At 70.6% G+C, this 13,316-nt stretch carries 12 protein-coding genes, 2 tRNA genes and 1 pseudogene; 6 read left to right on the top strand and 9 right to left on the bottom strand.

Translation table 11 applies throughout. From position 1 onward, the window contains the following. From DLJ59_RS08290 to DLJ59_RS08275, 4 genes and pseudogenes are all read right to left on the bottom strand, one after another. Window positions 1–625, bottom strand: a pseudogene (locus DLJ59_RS08290) (hypothetical protein); the annotation flags it as partial. After that, on the bottom strand, window positions 622–1,338 hold the full coding sequence (locus DLJ59_RS08285) for a DsbA family protein (RefSeq protein ID WP_124771917.1): 717 nt from the start codon (window positions 1,336–1,338) through the stop codon (window positions 622–624). The gene DLJ59_RS08285 and the pseudogene DLJ59_RS08290, both read right to left, overlap by 4 nt. Then, entirely contained in the window at window positions 1,331–1,852 is a 522-nt protein-coding gene (locus tag DLJ59_RS08280) for a MauE/DoxX family redox-associated membrane protein (RefSeq protein ID WP_124771916.1), read from the bottom strand. Before DLJ59_RS08280 ends, DLJ59_RS08285 begins: the two co-directional genes overlap by 8 nt. Before the next feature lie 32 nt (window positions 1,853–1,884). Beyond that, window positions 1,885–2,475, bottom strand: a complete 591-nt coding sequence (locus DLJ59_RS08275) for a sigma-70 family RNA polymerase sigma factor (RefSeq protein ID WP_124771915.1) — start codon at window positions 2,473–2,475, stop codon at window positions 1,885–1,887. A gap of 171 nt (window positions 2,476–2,646) precedes the next feature. Between DLJ59_RS08275 and DLJ59_RS08270 the strand changes: the two genes are divergently transcribed. The 3 genes from DLJ59_RS08270 (at window position 2,647) to DLJ59_RS38225 (ending at window position 6,233) form a co-directional block, all read left to right on the top strand. Further along, window positions 2,647–4,314 carry a copper resistance CopC/CopD family protein gene (locus DLJ59_RS08270; protein ID WP_124771914.1) on the top strand — a complete coding sequence of 556 codons (1,668 nt, stop codon included), beginning with the start codon at window positions 2,647–2,649 and terminating at the stop codon, window positions 4,312–4,314. A gap of 17 nt (window positions 4,315–4,331) precedes the next feature. Continuing rightward, window positions 4,332–5,066: a YcnI family copper-binding membrane protein gene (locus tag DLJ59_RS08265; RefSeq protein WP_124771913.1), complete on the top strand. Its 735-nt coding sequence runs from the start codon at window positions 4,332–4,334 to the stop codon at window positions 5,064–5,066. A gap of 150 nt (window positions 5,067–5,216) precedes the next feature. After that, window positions 5,217–6,233 carry a hypothetical protein gene (locus DLJ59_RS38225; RefSeq protein WP_124771918.1) on the top strand — a complete coding sequence of 339 codons (1,017 nt, stop codon included), beginning with the start codon at window positions 5,217–5,219 and terminating at the stop codon, window positions 6,231–6,233. 105 nt (window positions 6,234–6,338) lie between these two features. On the opposite strand, the gene DLJ59_RS08255 is transcribed toward DLJ59_RS38225, so the two are convergent. Further along, window positions 6,339–7,622, bottom strand: coding sequence for a glycosyltransferase 87 family protein (locus tag DLJ59_RS08255; RefSeq protein WP_124771912.1), 1,284 nt, complete (start codon window positions 7,620–7,622; stop codon window positions 6,339–6,341). A gap of 72 nt (window positions 7,623–7,694) precedes the next feature. Here DLJ59_RS08255 and orn point away from each other — a divergent pair, with 72 nt between their 5' ends. Continuing rightward, window positions 7,695–8,285: an oligoribonuclease gene (orn, locus tag DLJ59_RS08250; protein ID WP_124771911.1), complete on the top strand. Its 591-nt coding sequence runs from the start codon at window positions 7,695–7,697 to the stop codon at window positions 8,283–8,285. A 104-nt stretch (window positions 8,286–8,389) separates the two neighbouring features. Continuing rightward, window positions 8,390–8,465: transfer RNA gene (locus DLJ59_RS08245), tRNA-His, on the top strand. A gap of 117 nt (window positions 8,466–8,582) precedes the next feature. On the opposite strand, the gene DLJ59_RS08240 is transcribed toward DLJ59_RS08245, so the two are convergent. Together DLJ59_RS08240 and DLJ59_RS08235 are read right to left on the bottom strand one after the other, a co-directional pair. After that, window positions 8,583–9,872, bottom strand: coding sequence for a L,D-transpeptidase (locus DLJ59_RS08240; protein ID WP_124771910.1), 1,290 nt, complete (start codon window positions 9,870–9,872; stop codon window positions 8,583–8,585). 248 nt (window positions 9,873–10,120) lie between these two features. Next, the gene (locus DLJ59_RS08235) at window positions 10,121–11,383 is read right to left on the bottom strand and encodes a L,D-transpeptidase (protein ID WP_124771909.1); all 1,263 of its coding nucleotides are present in this window, start codon (window positions 11,381–11,383) and stop codon (window positions 10,121–10,123) included. 187 nt (window positions 11,384–11,570) lie between these two features. On the opposite strand from DLJ59_RS08235, the gene DLJ59_RS08230 reads away from it, so the two are divergent. Then, window positions 11,571–11,646, top strand: a tRNA-Lys gene (locus DLJ59_RS08230). Window positions 11,647–11,794: 148 nt separating this feature from the next. Here DLJ59_RS08230 and DLJ59_RS08225 read toward each other — a convergent pair. Further along, on the bottom strand, window positions 11,795–13,012 hold the full coding sequence (locus DLJ59_RS08225; RefSeq protein ID WP_124771908.1) for a tyrosine-type recombinase/integrase: 1,218 nt from the start codon (window positions 13,010–13,012) through the stop codon (window positions 11,795–11,797). 3 nt (window positions 13,013–13,015) lie between these two features. Further along, the gene (locus tag DLJ59_RS08220; RefSeq protein WP_124771907.1) at window positions 13,016–13,222 is read right to left on the bottom strand and encodes a helix-turn-helix transcriptional regulator; all 207 of its coding nucleotides are present in this window, start codon (window positions 13,220–13,222) and stop codon (window positions 13,016–13,018) included. Window positions 13,223–13,316 lie beyond the last annotated feature (94 nt).

The following is a 13,316-nucleotide window of genomic DNA, read 5'->3' as shown; positions in this document are numbered from 1 at the left end:
CGAGCGCGCCCACCGCGAGCAGCCCCACGATGGTCACCGCCCACCAGGTGTACGCGTCCGGCGGCGGCACCCAGTCCAGCGTGCCGCCGATCAGCACCGGGTCGGTGCCGTCGCGCAGCGGGATGCTCCAGTCCCGGACCCGGTGTTCGCGCTCCGGTGCGGCGCGTACCGCGGCGGGTGGAGCGGGCTCCTGCCACAGCGCGCGCTGGTCGTGCCACCGCGCCGTGGTGCCGTCGGCGATCCGCCGCCAGTCCGGTGCGGCGGCCGGGTCGGCGTCGGCCGGGAGCGTGGTCTCTCCGGTGATGGTGCGGTTCAGGTACGTGGCGGGGGAGTGGCTGTTCTCGAAGACGCCGTCGGGGCCGACGCGCAGGTAGGGCTCGCCGGAGTAGCCGATGACCTCGATGGTGCGGCCGGTGCGGTTGGTCAGCTCCAGTCGGGCACCCGCCTCGATGACGCGTACCTCAAGTCCTGGCCGCGCCGGTGCGACCCCGGTGGTCCGGGTGCGGTAGTCGGTGCCGTCCGGGGCGTCCGCGCCGTGCGCGGCGGCGGGCGCCGCGCTGATCAGGGTCACCAGGCCGGCCGCGGCGGCGACCAGGCCAGCGCGGCCCAGCAGGGTACGGATCACTTGCCGGCCGCCGCCACGGCTGCGGTGAGGGCGTCCGGGGTGGGGTTCTCCAGCGCCTGACCGTTGACCTTGACGGTCGGCGTGCCGGTGACCTTGTTCCGGTCGGCGTCGGCGGTGACGTGTTCGGTCCAGGTCCGGTACGTCTCGTCCTTCACGCAGCTGCCGAAGGAGCCCCGGTCGAGGCCCACGCTGGTGCCGATGTCGATCAGTTGGTCGTCGCTGAGCCCGGCGCTGCCCTCCGGTGGTTGTTGGGCGAAGAGCGCCTTGGCGTACTCGTGGTACTTGCCGCCCGCCGCGGCGCAGCCGGAGGCGGCCGAGGAGCGGGTGGAGTACTCGGTGGTGGAGAAACGGTTGAGGTACGCGACCGGGTGGTAGACGACCGTCGCCTTGTTCTCGGTCACCAACTGTTCGAGCGTCGACCCGCTGGTCTGCTCGAACTGTTTGCAGGCCGGGCAGAGGAAGTCCTCGTAGACGTCGACGGTGACCGGGCCGCCGCCGATGACGATGCCGGTGCCGGCGGTGTTGGCGCCGGGCGGGGTGGTGAAGTCGTCGGAGCGCTGGTTGGACCAGACGGCCCAGCCGATGACGCCGGCGATGACCAGGATGACGACGGCGGCGGCGGAGACCCAGATCGTGCGCCGGCGACGCCGTTCGCGGGCCAGTTGTTCGCGGACCACCCGGGCGGCGTCCCGCTGCCCCTTGCGACTACTCATCCTCGTCCTCCACAACGGGTTCGCCGGACAACCACCCGTCCACCGATACCGGCGTACGTGGCCAGATCAGCAGAAATCCGGCCAGCACCAAGAATCCCAGGTCCCGGAGGATCTCCGGGAGGTAACTGGGTGCCTGCCCCACCGCCAGCTGCCCGCCGCTGCCGAAGCAGCCGCAGTCGATGGCCAGCCCTCGCGCCCAGGCCGAGGCGATCCCCACGACGAAGACCACCAGCAGCGCGGCGGAGACCCCGGCGACGAGCCGGGTGGCGAGCCCGAGCAGCAGCAGCGCGCCCAACGCCAGCTCGACGAAGGGCAGGGCCGCGCCGATCACCGTCGCCACGTCGTACGGCAGCACCTGGTAGGCGTTGACCGCCCGCCCGGAGGCGGCGAGGTCGCTGACCTTCGACGCGCCGGCGACCAGCCAGACGGCGGCGAGGCCGAGTCGAGCCGCGATGCCGAGCCAGGGGCGGAGCAGGGGCCAACGGCCGCTCCGGGTGGAAGGTGTCACGCTCATTTGTCGTCCCGTCCGCGCCGGAAGTTCCACGTTCAGCCGGTCAGGGCGTCGCCGACCGCCTCGACCAGGTCGTCGCGGGCCCGGGCGACCCGGGAACGGATGGTGCCCACCGGCACCCCTTCGACGGCGGCCGCCTCGGCGTACGACAGGCCGAGCAGTTGGGTGAGCACGAACGCCGAGCGGCGGTCGGGGCCGAGGCGGCGGACCAGGTCGGCCGCGCTGAGCTGACCGGCCGGGTCCGGGTGCGGTCGGTCGGTGTACGCGTTCGCCGTCAGGCGCTCGTCGAGTCGCCGACGCCTGACGACTGTGCGCAGGTGGTCGGCGCAGGCCCGCCGGGCGATGCCGAGCAGCCAGGTGCGGGCGCTGGAGCGACCCTCGAACGCGGGCAGGGCCCGAAACGCCCGCAGGTAGGTCTCCTGGGTCAGGTCGTCGGCGCTGTCCGGGTCGACCAGGGCGGCGGCGAATCGCCAGACCTCGGCCTGGGTCAGCCGGACGAACGCCGCCTGGGCGGTGGGGTCACCGTCGCGGGCGGTCATTGCCCACCCGGTTGCCGGGTCCCGGGCGACCTCATCGGCCGGTGCGGTCGGATCGACGGCACCGGAGTCACGCGGGACAGGGATCACGACACACCAGGTTACGCGGCACCCGGCGGCGCGTCAGGGTCGTTCGGCCTTGGATGGTCTGCGCCACGTCGGGAACTTTTCCCCGCTCCGGGTCGACTACCAGTTCATGACGTGCGACCACCGACGCGCCCGCCCCCCTCGGGTCGCCGAACGGGACACCGATCGGCAACCATGGCCGGCATGACTGTCGCCCCCCGCCGCTGGGCCGCCCGGCTGGCCGCAGCCGCCGGCCTCCTGGTCACCGTCGTCGCCTTGTTGATCGCACCAGCCACCCCCGCCAGCGCCCACGCGGTGCTGGTGAGCAGCAGTCCGGCCGCCGCATCCATCGTGCCGAGTGGGCCGTCCGAGGTGGTCCTCACGTTCAGCGAGTCGGTCCGCAAGGTGCCCGGCAAGATCCGGGTCATCGCGCCGGACGGGTCCCGGGCGGACCGGGGCGAGCCGTCGTTCAGCGACGGTGTCGTGACCATCCCGGTGGACCCGGCCGGTGCCCGCGGCACCTACCTGGTCAGCTTCCGGGTGATCTCCGCCGACAGCCACCCGGTGTCCGGGGCGTTCACCTACTCGGTCGGCGCACCCTCGACCCCACCCGTCGACTCCGGCACGGACACCCGCGCCAACCCGGTGGTGGGGACTGCGGTGAAGGTGGCCCGTTTCCTCGGCTACGCCGGCCTGGTGCTGCTGGTCGGGCCGGCGCTGGTGCTCGCCGCGCTCTGGCCCCGCCGGCTGTCCCGGCGGGGGCCGACCCGGCTGGCCTGGACCGGCCTCGGCCTGGTGGCCGTCGCCACCCTCGCCGACCTGTGGTTGCAGGTGCCCTACACGGCCGGTGGTGGATTGTTCGACGTCACCGGCGAAGGGTTCGGCAGTGTCTTCGGCAGCGCCTTCGGTGCCGCCCACCTGGTCCGGCTCGGCCTGCTGGCGGCGTCCGTCTTCCTGCTCCGGCCGTTGCTGGCCCGACCCGCCGGCCGCGCTGACGCGATCATCCTGGCCGTGCTCGGTGCCGCCGCCCTGCTGACCTGGCCGCTGGCCGGGCACCCGGCGGCCTCTCCGGCGCCGGCGGTCTCGGTGGTGGTCGACGCGGTCCACCTGGGCAGCATGGCGGTCTGGCTGGGCGGTCTGCTCATGCTCGCCGCCTTCCTGCTGCGCCAGGCCGACGAACGGGAGCTGGGCGCGATTCTGCCGATCTGGTCGCGCTGGGCGGCGCTCGCCGTCTCGGCGCTGCTGCTCGCCGGCACCGTCCAGGCGCTGATCGAGGTGGCCACCCCGCAGGCGCTCATCGACACCACGTACGGGCGCTTGCTGCTCGCCAAGATCGGGCTGTTCGCGCTGGTCATCGGCGTGGCCGCGTACTCCCGGCAGTTGGTCCGCAGCCGGGTCGCCGCGCAGCGCCCGGTGCCGGTGCGCCGGGCGGTCCTGGTGGAGTTGGCTGTCACCGTGGTGGTGCTGGCGGTGTCCGCCACGCTCGTGCAGACCACGCCCGCCCGCACCGCCGCGGCCGGCCCGTCCGCCGGGGCCGAGGCGGGCTTCTTCAGCACCAGGCTGTCCAGCTCGCTGCTGACCGTCGAGGTCGAGGTGAGCCCGGCCGAGCGGGGCAACAACACGGTGCACCTGTACGCGTACGACAAGAACAACCAGCCGCAGCTGGTCGCGGAGTGGAAGGCGACCGTCGCGCTGCCCTCGGCCGGGATCGAGCCGATCGAGGTGCCGTTGCTGCGGTTGACGGACAGTCACGCCTACGGCGACATCAGCCTGCCGACCGCCGGCGAGTGGCAACTGAAGATCACCGCCCGAACGACCGACATCGACCAGGCCACGGTGACCGCCACCGTGCCCGTCCGTTAGAGAGGTTCGCGAAACCCATGACCCGAATCCGGCGCACCGCAACCGCCGCTGCCGCCCTGGCGTTCACCGCCGCCGCCACCGCTGTGCTCGGCTTCGCCGGACCGGCGTCCGCGCACGTCACGGTGAACCCGAAGGAGGCGAACCAGGGCGGCTACGCCCGGGTGGCGTTCCGGGTGCCGAACGAGAGCGACACCGCGTCGACCACCAAGCTGGAAGTGGTGTTGCCGGAGAACGCCCCGGTCGGCTCGGTGTCGACGATGCCGGTGCCCGGCTGGACGGTCACCACGGAGAAGCGCAAGGTGGACCCGCCGATCGAGGTGCACGGCAGTCAGCTCACCGAAGCCGTCTCCAAGATCACCTGGACGGCGTCCGGCGACGCGGGGGTGAAGCCGGGGCAGTTCCAGGAGTTCCCGGTGTCGCTGGGGCCGCTGCCGCAGGTCGACTCGATGGTCTTCAAGACCCTGCAGACCTACTCGGACGGCAACATCTCGCGCTGGATCGACGAGCCGGTGGCACCGGGCGCCGAGGAGCCGGAGCACCCCGCTCCGGTGCTCACCCTGGCCGCCGCGGCAGCGCCAGCGGGTTCGGCCGCGCCGAGCGCTGCCGTCGCATTGCCCGACGTTGATGACGGCGACGGCAACGGGCTCGCGGTCGGCCTCGGTGTGGCCGGTCTCGTCGCGGGTCTGGCCGGCCTGGTACTGGGCGGGCTCGCGTTCGCGCGCAGCCGCCGCGAACCGGTCGCCAAGCCCTGACCCCTGTCCCACCCGCTGGCCCGCCGGATCATCCGGCGGGCCAGCGTGCTTTCCGGAGTCGGTGCCGACCGTGCCGTGGATATCCCCTGATCAGACGGTGCACGTCGGTAAGGTCGGCCGGGTATTTGGCTACGGAGGGGGACGGTGCGAATGCGGTTCGTGCGGGTGATCGCCGGGGTGCTGCTGTTGGTGGTGGGAATTCCGGCGCTGTTCGTCGGTGGCGGCCTGTGGCTGGTGACCCAACACGCCGACCCCGGCGGGGCCTTCACCGGCCGCCTCGAAACGGTCCGCACCCCCGGTCACGCGGTCGTGGTCACCGACCTCGACCGGTTGCTGCGACAGGACGCGCCCTTCGCGCGTACCGCGCAGACCCGGCTTCGGCTGGAGGCCCGCACCACGGGCGGGCCGGCCTTCGTCGGGTTGGCGCCCACCGCCGAGGTGCGTGGCTGGCTGGAGTCGGTGCCGCACGCCACGGTCCGCCGGGTGGCGTTGGCCCGGGGTCCGCTGCCGGTCCGGCTCGATCCGGCCGGACCAGCCGCCGACACTCCGGGCGCGACGACGGCCGACGGGTCGGTCACGCCGCTGGGGCGGCCCTTCTGGGTACGCGAGGGGATCGGCTCGCTGGAGTGGAGCGCGGACGACCTCGCCGACGAACCCATGAGCCTGGTGGTGATGCGTCCCGACGGCGGTGCCGACCTGGCCCTGGACCTGCGCGCGGAGTTGCGGGCCGGGTGGACCGGCCCGGCCGCCTGGGGGTTGCTGACAGTGGGCGTGCTGTTGGTGGTGGGCGCGGTGCTGCTCCTGCTGCGACCGCTGCGCCCGCGCGAGGTGATCTTCGTGGTCGAGCCGGACCAGGTGCCCGTCCTCGCCGGCCGCCTCGGGGTCACGTCGCTGAGTGGCCTGGGCCCCCGGCAGCCTGAGTCGGGCCCGTCGTTGCCGGCACGACAGCTCACCCCGGTCGGTGCCGGAACGGCGGAGCGGCCCCGGTCGATCGGCGCCGCGCGCCCGGCCACCCTCGCCGATCTGGACGAGCCGGTCCGGCTGCCCCGTCCGCCGGAGGTGACGCTGAGTCTCGCCTGGCCGCCGGCCGACCCGGACCAGCCCACGGCCCGGCCGGTGGCCGTCTCGCCGGCTGACGGCCCGGCCGGCGGCGATCCTGCCGGCTGACGGGTGTGGGAACGGCGAGTGGCCCTGCGCGCTGCCGACGCGGAGGGCCACTCTCACCGGGGGATCGGTGCTACCCGAGCGACGCTTGAGGTAGATGAGGACAGATTAGCGTCGATCATGGCTACTCGGGAGGTCTGTCCAATTGGTGCGATTTTCCGCACCGAGCCCCGATCGCACCGGCAAGGCGGCCAGCAGCAGCAGGCTGAGCAGTACGTAGGTGTTCTGCAGGACGAAGTCCACCGGGTTGTGCGTGCGGACCAGCCCCGCGCCCCAGGCCTGGAAGGTCACCACGCCGTAGATGGTCAGGGCGGTGATGCCCAGCGCGAGCCCGGCCAGCCACCGACGTCGGCGTGCCTCGTCGGGGCGGTTGGCGCTCAACGCCGCGTCGGCGAGCAGCACCACCGCCGGCACGAACCAGTAGATGTGGTGGGTCCAGGTGATCGGGCTGGCCAGGGAACCGACCAACCCGGTCAACGTCAGGCCCGTCAACGGGTCACCGGCCCGCGCCGCGCGGGCGGCCCGCCACAGCCCGTAGCCGGCGACCGCGGCGACCAGCAGCAGCCAGAGCAGCCGGTCCGGCTTCTCCGGCGCGGTGAACCGGCTGAGCAGGCCGAACAGCGACTGGTTGCCGACGATATCGGTGCGCCCCACCCGCTCGGTGGTCCACAGCTCGTGCGTCCAGAACCGCCACGAGTCCCGTGGGGCGATCGCCGCCGCCAGCAGGGTCGCCGCCGCCGCGGTCGCGCTCGCCACCACGGCGGCCCGCCACCGCCGGGTGGCCAGCAGGTACACGATGAAGATGCCGGGAAAGAGCTTGAGCGCCGTCGCCAGCCCCACGCCCACCCCGGCCCAGCGTCGCGCCTGCGGCACCGCGAACAGCAGGTCGGCCAGGATCAGCACGACCAGCAGCATGTTGATCTGACCGAAGGTGATCGTCTCCCGGATGCCCTCCACCGCCAGCACCAGCAGGACGGCGGTGACCAGGGTGAACGTTCGAGGCAGACCGTGCCGGTCGATCACCGGCGCGACCAGCCACCGGGTGGTCAGCACCACGGCCAACACGGTCAGCGCCGTGAAGATCGCCACGGTGGCGCCGAGCCGCAGCAGACCGAACGGCCACAGCAGCAGCGCACTGAATGGCGGGTAGGTGAAGTACAGCTCGCCCTGCACCCGGTCGGGTTGGACATAGTCGTAGAGCGGGTGGCCGACCCGCCACCAGTCCATCGCGGACATGTAAATCTTGAGATCAAAGAAGTTGTGCACGAGGCCGGGCAGGTAGAGCGCGGGCAGTACGGCGCCGAGCGCCACCACCGCGACCACGCGACGGACCGTACGGCCGCCGGGATCGTCTTCGGTGACGGCGGGCGGTGCGACGGGTTCTGCTGGCACCCCGAAACCCTAGCGGTCCGGTCCGCCGAGAGCGCGCAGCCGCAGGGCGTGGGCTGCGCGTAGGCTGTCCCGGTGGCTGATCTCCTCGTCTGGATCGACTGTGAGATGACTGGGTTGGACCTCGGCAGGGACAAACTGATCGAGGTTGCGGCACTGGTCACCGATCCCGACCTCAACGTGCTGGGTGATGGTGTCGACGTGGTTATCCACGCCGACGAGGCGGCGCTGGAGGGGATGCCGGAGATCGTGCAGACGATGCACGCCAAGTCCGGCCTCACCGAAGAGGTCCGCCGCTCGGTGGTCACCCTCACCGAAGCCGAGGACCTGGTCCTGGAGTACGTCCGCACCTTCGTCAAGGATCCGCGTACGGCTCCGCTGTGCGGCAACTCGATCGCCACCGACCGGGGCTTCATCGCCCGGGACATGCCCCGCCTCGACGCGCACCTGCACTACCGGATGATCGACGTGTCGTCGATCAAGGAACTCTGCCGTCGCTGGTACCCCCGGGTGTACTTCGGCCAGCCGCAGAAGGGTCTCGCGCACCGGGCGCTGGCCGACGTCCGGGAGAGCATCCGGGAGTTGGAGTACTACCGGCGCACCCTCTTCGTTCCGCTGCCCGGCCCGGATGTCGAGACCGCCAAGGCCATCGCCGCCGAACTCTGACCCCTACCGCGCTGACCGGCAACCCGCTGGACGTGCCCGGCTGGGGTGTGGCTATTATTGGTCCGCACCCCGCCCGGAGCGATCGACCGGGCGACGGCGGCATGGTGGCTGTAGCTCAGTTGGCAGAGCACCGGGTTGTGGTCCCGGTTGTCGTGGGTTCAATTCCCATCAGTCACCCCACTGGTTTCCCACTCAGGCCCTCTCCTCGGAGAGGGCCTGAGTCGTTTTGAGGGTGCCCACCAGGGCCATCCACGAGAAAGCCCCCTCCGTGTGGAAGGGGCTTTCTCGTCGTAGGACTCAGGCGGTCGGCGTGGCCGACGGGGTGAGCTCGCCGTCCGGCGTCGGTGTGGTGTCCGGGTCCGCGGGAGGCTCGTACGGAATGGCACTGCCCTTGACGTACTCGTCCCAGCTCATGTTCCAGTCGGTCCAGCCGTTGCCGTTCTGCAGCTTGCGCTCGGTGCCCTTGACCGTGATCGGGTCGCCGATCTGGGTGTTCTTGAAGAGCCAGTCGCCGTTGGCCATCGACACGTTCACGCAGCCGTGCGACACGTTCACACTGCCCTGCTGACCCTCGGACCAGGGTGCCGCGTGGATGAACTCCCCGCCCCAGGTGAGGCGCTGCGCGAAGTCAATCTTGGTGCGGTAGCCGTCCTCCGGGCCCAGCTCCTCGAACGTGTCGAAGACCGTCTTGCGCAGCTTCTCGATCACGACCATCGTGCCGCTGGACGACGGGGTGCTCTTCTTACCCAGGCTGACCGGGATGGTCTTGATCACAGAGCCGTTGCGGGTCACCGTCATCCGCTTGGTCTTGTTGTCCACCGTCATGACCAGCGACGCGCCGATCTTGACGTCCACCGAGAGGTCGGCGCGGCCGTACCAGCCCGCCCCCATCGGCAGCCCGCCGGCCTGCACCCGGTAGGAGACCTTGCTGTCGGGCTTCCAGAACTCCTTCGGCCGGTACCGGATCTCGGTGGGGCTGACCCAGTGCCAGATCCCCTCCTGCGCCGGCGTCGAGGTGACCGTCATCCGGCGCTGCACGTCGTCGCGGTAGTCCTCCGGGATGCCCCGGCTGAACTTCACGATCAGCGGCATGCCCACCCCGACGACCTGGTTGTCACCGAGGAAGCTGCTCACCCGTACCTGATTGCCGGGCTTGGCCATGGTGGTGAAGGTGCTGGTCGCGGTGGCCGGACGCCCGTCGTCACCGGTGGCGGTCACGGTCGCCGTGTAGCTGGTGCCGTAGGCCAACGCACCGGCCGGCAGCCATGACTTGCCGTCCTTGGCCAGGTCACCCTCGACCGCCTTGCCAGCGGCGTCCTTCAGCTCGACCGCGGTCTCCACGGCGTCCTTCGTGGTGAAGGTGATGCCGGTGGACGCCGGCACGTCCTTGGCGTCCGCCGCCGGCTCACTGATCGTCGCCGCGGCCTTCGGTGCCGGGTTCTCGCCACCGCCGTGCCACGAGGACGGCTTGCCACCGTCGCCGTCGGTGCAGGCGGAGGTGAAGGCCAGCGCCACGGCGAGAAGCCCCGCCGCGAAGACGCGGCGTCGCCCACCGGGCCTGATCAGCTGGTCCTGGCTAGCTCGCATGAATTCCCTCACAGTCGTGGTCGCTGCCCCATCGTCTCCTACTGACGCGCCAGAGCCAGCCCCGGTTGCCGAGGGTGAACCGAAACACGCCGTCAATAGTGCCCGAATCCTGCTACTATCCGGCGTTTCGTGAGCCTGGTTCGTCTCCGTACGGGGACTGCGGGGGTCGACGCGCCGTCCTCACGCGCCGGGAGTGCAAGGGTACGCCGACCCCACCAACGCGGGGCCGGCGCAACGAGGCCGACGGCTCAGACCGCCGGGCCGGCCCCACCGCTGGGCACCGGCAACGCGCTGCCCTTGATGAACTCCGACCAGCTCAGGCTCCACGCCGTCCAACCATTGCCGGCGGTGACCCTGCGCTCGGTGCCCTTGATCGTGATCGGGTCACCAATCCGGGTCTTGTCGAACAACCACCGGGCGTTCGCCATCGACACGTTCACGCAGCCGTGCGAGACGTTCTGCCGCCCCTGCACGTGCTCCGACCAGGGCGCGGCGTGGATGTACTCGCCACCCCAGGTGAGCCGCTGGGCGAACTGGATGTCGGTCACATAGCGGTTGGCCGGGTCCGGGTCGTCCCGGGTGTCGAAGACCGTGGCTTCCTTCTTCTCCATCACCACCATCGTGCCGCTCGACGACGGAGTGCTCCTCTTGCCCAGGCTCACCGGGATGGTGCGGACCGGCGCGCCGTTCTCGTACACCGTCATCTTCTTGTTGGCGTTGTCGACCTTCATCTCGAACGAACGGCCGATCTTGGCGGTGGCCTTGCGGTCCACGTCGCCGTACTTGCCGTTGCTCAGCGGCACCCCCGCCAGGGCGATCCGCACCGTGATGGTGGTGCCCGGCTTCCAGTACTTCGGGGCCCGGTAGTAAGCCTGCGTGCCGTTGCTGACCCAGTGCCACGCGCCCGGCTGCGGCGGGTCGGTCTGGACGAACATCCGCTTCTGGACCGCCGCCCGGTCCTTCTTCGGGATGCCCGGATGGAACTCGGTGACCACCGGCATGGCCACCCCGTAGCTCTTGTCATCGAAGAGGTACAGACCCGACCCGATCGTCGACTTCGGCTTCGCCATCGTGGTGAAGCTGCTGGTGCCCTGGCTGCTCGTCCCGTCCGACGCGCTCGCCGTCACCGTGGCCGTGTAGTGGGTGCCGTACTTCAGTGGGGCCGACGGCACCCACGCCGAACCATCGGTACGCAGCTTGCCCGCGACCGAGCCCCCGCCGTCCGCCGTCAGGGTCACCTCGGACACCTTCCCGCCGCCCGGGAGCTTCGCGCTGATCTCCGTGCTCACCGGCCTGTTCTTCGTGCCGTCCGCCGGGCTCAGCGCGAGCGGCGGCCCGCTCGGTGCGCTCGGCGTCGACGGTGCGGCTGAACCAGGGGCGGCACTCACGTCCGAGGACGCCCCACCAACGAATTCCGGCTTCTTCTCGTCGCCGCCGCACCCGGTCAGTGCCAGCGATGCCGCCAGAGTCAGGGCGCCCACCACCGCCCCGGCTCGCGTGAACCGTGCCATGCCCACCTCTGTTCTCGCGTACCTGGCGGACATCGTGCCGCATCACCGCCGCAAGCCACGCCCCGATCTTGACGGCGGTGGCCGATTTGAGGCTTTTTGCCGGCAAAGCTCGACCGAAGGGGGGACCCGGGTAACCGAATTGGAGCCCGCTCGGGAGGGGTGCTAATGTTCTCTCCGTTGCCGACGAGCGCCGCTAGCTCAACTGGCAGAGCAGCGGACTCTTAATCCGCGGGTTCGGGGTTCGAGTCCCTGGCGGCGCACCAATTAAAGGCCCTGACCAGCAAAAAGCTGGCCAGGGCCTTTATGGTTGTCTATGTAGTTTCGAACCCTCCCCCGAAAACCCCTCACTAACGGCCGGGGCGATCAGGTTCGGCAGGGCCGGGGTAGGCGTACCGGCGCCACCCGCCCCGGCTATCCGGTCGGGGCCGGGCCAGGGTTGCGGGATTCGGAATCGCCTGGCTCCGGCCTGCCCCCGAGCTGTTCGAGGATGGTGGAGCTGTCGGGGGCAAGGGCTGGCTTGACGATGTAGTGCTTCTTGGTGGTCTCCTTGCTTCCGTGGCCGAGCTGTGCGGCGGCGCTGTCGGTGTTGGCCTCCTTGTCGATCAAGGTGGCAACGGTCTTACGGAACGTGTGGGGAGTGACCCATTCAAGGCCGGTCTCAGCGCGGGCTGCACGCCACTGACGGCGAACGTTGGGCGGAGACAGCCAGGTGCCACGTCGGGAGGGAAAGATCGCGTCGTTGGGGTCGGCGGCGGCGGTGAGCTTGCGCTCCAGGAGCATCCCGACGGCGAATCGTGGCAGGACGACTGACCGGTAGCCGGCATTGCTCTTTGTCCATTCCTGCCGGAAGAAGCCTTTGCCCTTGATGTAGATGATGGTGCCGCAGATAGTGAGGATGGGATGTTCGGCGGCGAGGTCGGCGTCTTCCCACCGCACTGCGAGGATTTCGCCGATGCGGGCGCCGGTGGCGAGCATGAGGTCAACGATGTCGGCCAGGTCGCTCGTAGGCCGAGGCCCCGACTTGCCCGGGGTGGGCTGCTGCCACCTCCGGATCGCCGAACGAACGTCGTCCAGTTGCTCCCGATCAAGCGCGACGACCCTCTTGCGGGGCTTTCGTAATTGGCCGGTGTCGCGGATGGGGTTTGTCGTGAGCGCACCCCGACGGACGGCCAGGGCGAACATCTGGCCGAGGACGACCTTGGCGCTCTTAGCGGCTGAGGGACGGTCCTCGGCGATCCTCCGCAGGAACTTGTCGAGGCGCCCTGCGCTGGCCTCTCGGATCCGTAGTTCGCCCAGAGCCGGCACGATCGAGACGCGCACGCTGATCTCGTACCTGCTGATGCTTTGCGGCGATACCCGTTCCTCTGCGGCTATCTCCTCCAGCCACAGCGCGGCGAGTGTGCTGACGTGCGTCTCCCTGGTGATTTCGTCGTCATTAGGGGCGACACGGTCGCGGACTTTGACTTTGAGCGCCCGTATGGCGGCGGGGGCGGTGGTGTCGGTGGCCTCGACGTCGCGGGTTTTGCCGTCGTGGTCGCGGTATCGGGCTCGGGCGCAGTACCGGTTGGGGCCGAGCTTTTCGGTACGGATCGTGCCCAAGGTACCGATGGGTAGAGGAGGTCGGGCCATGGCTCAGCGCTCCGGGTCGGTGTGGTCGTCGAGCCAGCGTTCGACTTCGCTGCGCCGGTAGCGCAGGGTGTTGCCGACCCGGATGGCACGCGGTCCCTTTCCTCGGCTGTGCCAGGCGTAGAGGGTGTTTTTCGGCTTGCCCAGCCAGCCCGCCACGTCATCAATGGTTAGGAGCGGGTCGGGCCGCCAGTCGGCGGTCGGGGCGCTCATAGCTGGTCTGCCGTGGTGGACGGGCCGGTCTGCGGGCGTGGTGTGTCGGGGTCGGTGGGTCGCTGCTGGGCAGTGGTGTCGGGTCGTTCGGGCC

It is taken from the genome of Micromonospora inaquosa (assembly GCF_003857055.1).
Lineage (GTDB): Bacteria > Actinomycetota > Actinomycetes > Mycobacteriales > Micromonosporaceae > Micromonospora > Micromonospora inaquosa.
The sequence above is the reverse complement of the archived record's forward strand: the minus strand, read 5'-3'. Positions and strand labels throughout refer to the sequence as shown.

Bases quoted from the DNA above. Each gene is read 5' to 3' on its own strand.
- DLJ59_RS08235 (WP_124771909.1), bottom strand. From the start codon at position 11,383: ATGGCACGGTTCACGCGAGCCGGGGCGGTGGTGGGCGCCCTGACTCTG.
- DLJ59_RS08240 (WP_124771910.1), bottom strand. From the start codon at position 9,872: ATGCGAGCTAGCCAGGACCAGCTGATCAGGCCCGGTGGGCGACGCCGC.
- DLJ59_RS08265 (WP_124771913.1), top strand. From the start codon at position 4,332: ATGACCCGAATCCGGCGCACCGCAACCGCCGCTGCCGCCCTGGCGTTC.
- DLJ59_RS08220 (WP_124771907.1), bottom strand. From the start codon at position 13,222: ATGAGCGCCCCGACCGCCGACTGGCGGCCCGACCCGCTCCTAACCATT.
- DLJ59_RS08280 (WP_124771916.1), bottom strand. From the start codon at position 1,852: ATGAGCGTGACACCTTCCACCCGGAGCGGCCGTTGGCCCCTGCTCCGC.
- DLJ59_RS08225 (WP_124771908.1), bottom strand. From the start codon at position 13,012: ATGGCCCGACCTCCTCTACCCATCGGTACCTTGGGCACGATCCGTACC.
- DLJ59_RS08270 (WP_124771914.1), top strand. From the start codon at position 2,647: ATGGCCGGCATGACTGTCGCCCCCCGCCGCTGGGCCGCCCGGCTGGCC.
- DLJ59_RS08285 (WP_124771917.1), bottom strand. From the start codon at position 1,338: ATGAGTAGTCGCAAGGGGCAGCGGGACGCCGCCCGGGTGGTCCGCGAA.
- DLJ59_RS38225 (WP_124771918.1), top strand. From the start codon at position 5,217: ATGCGGTTCGTGCGGGTGATCGCCGGGGTGCTGCTGTTGGTGGTGGGA.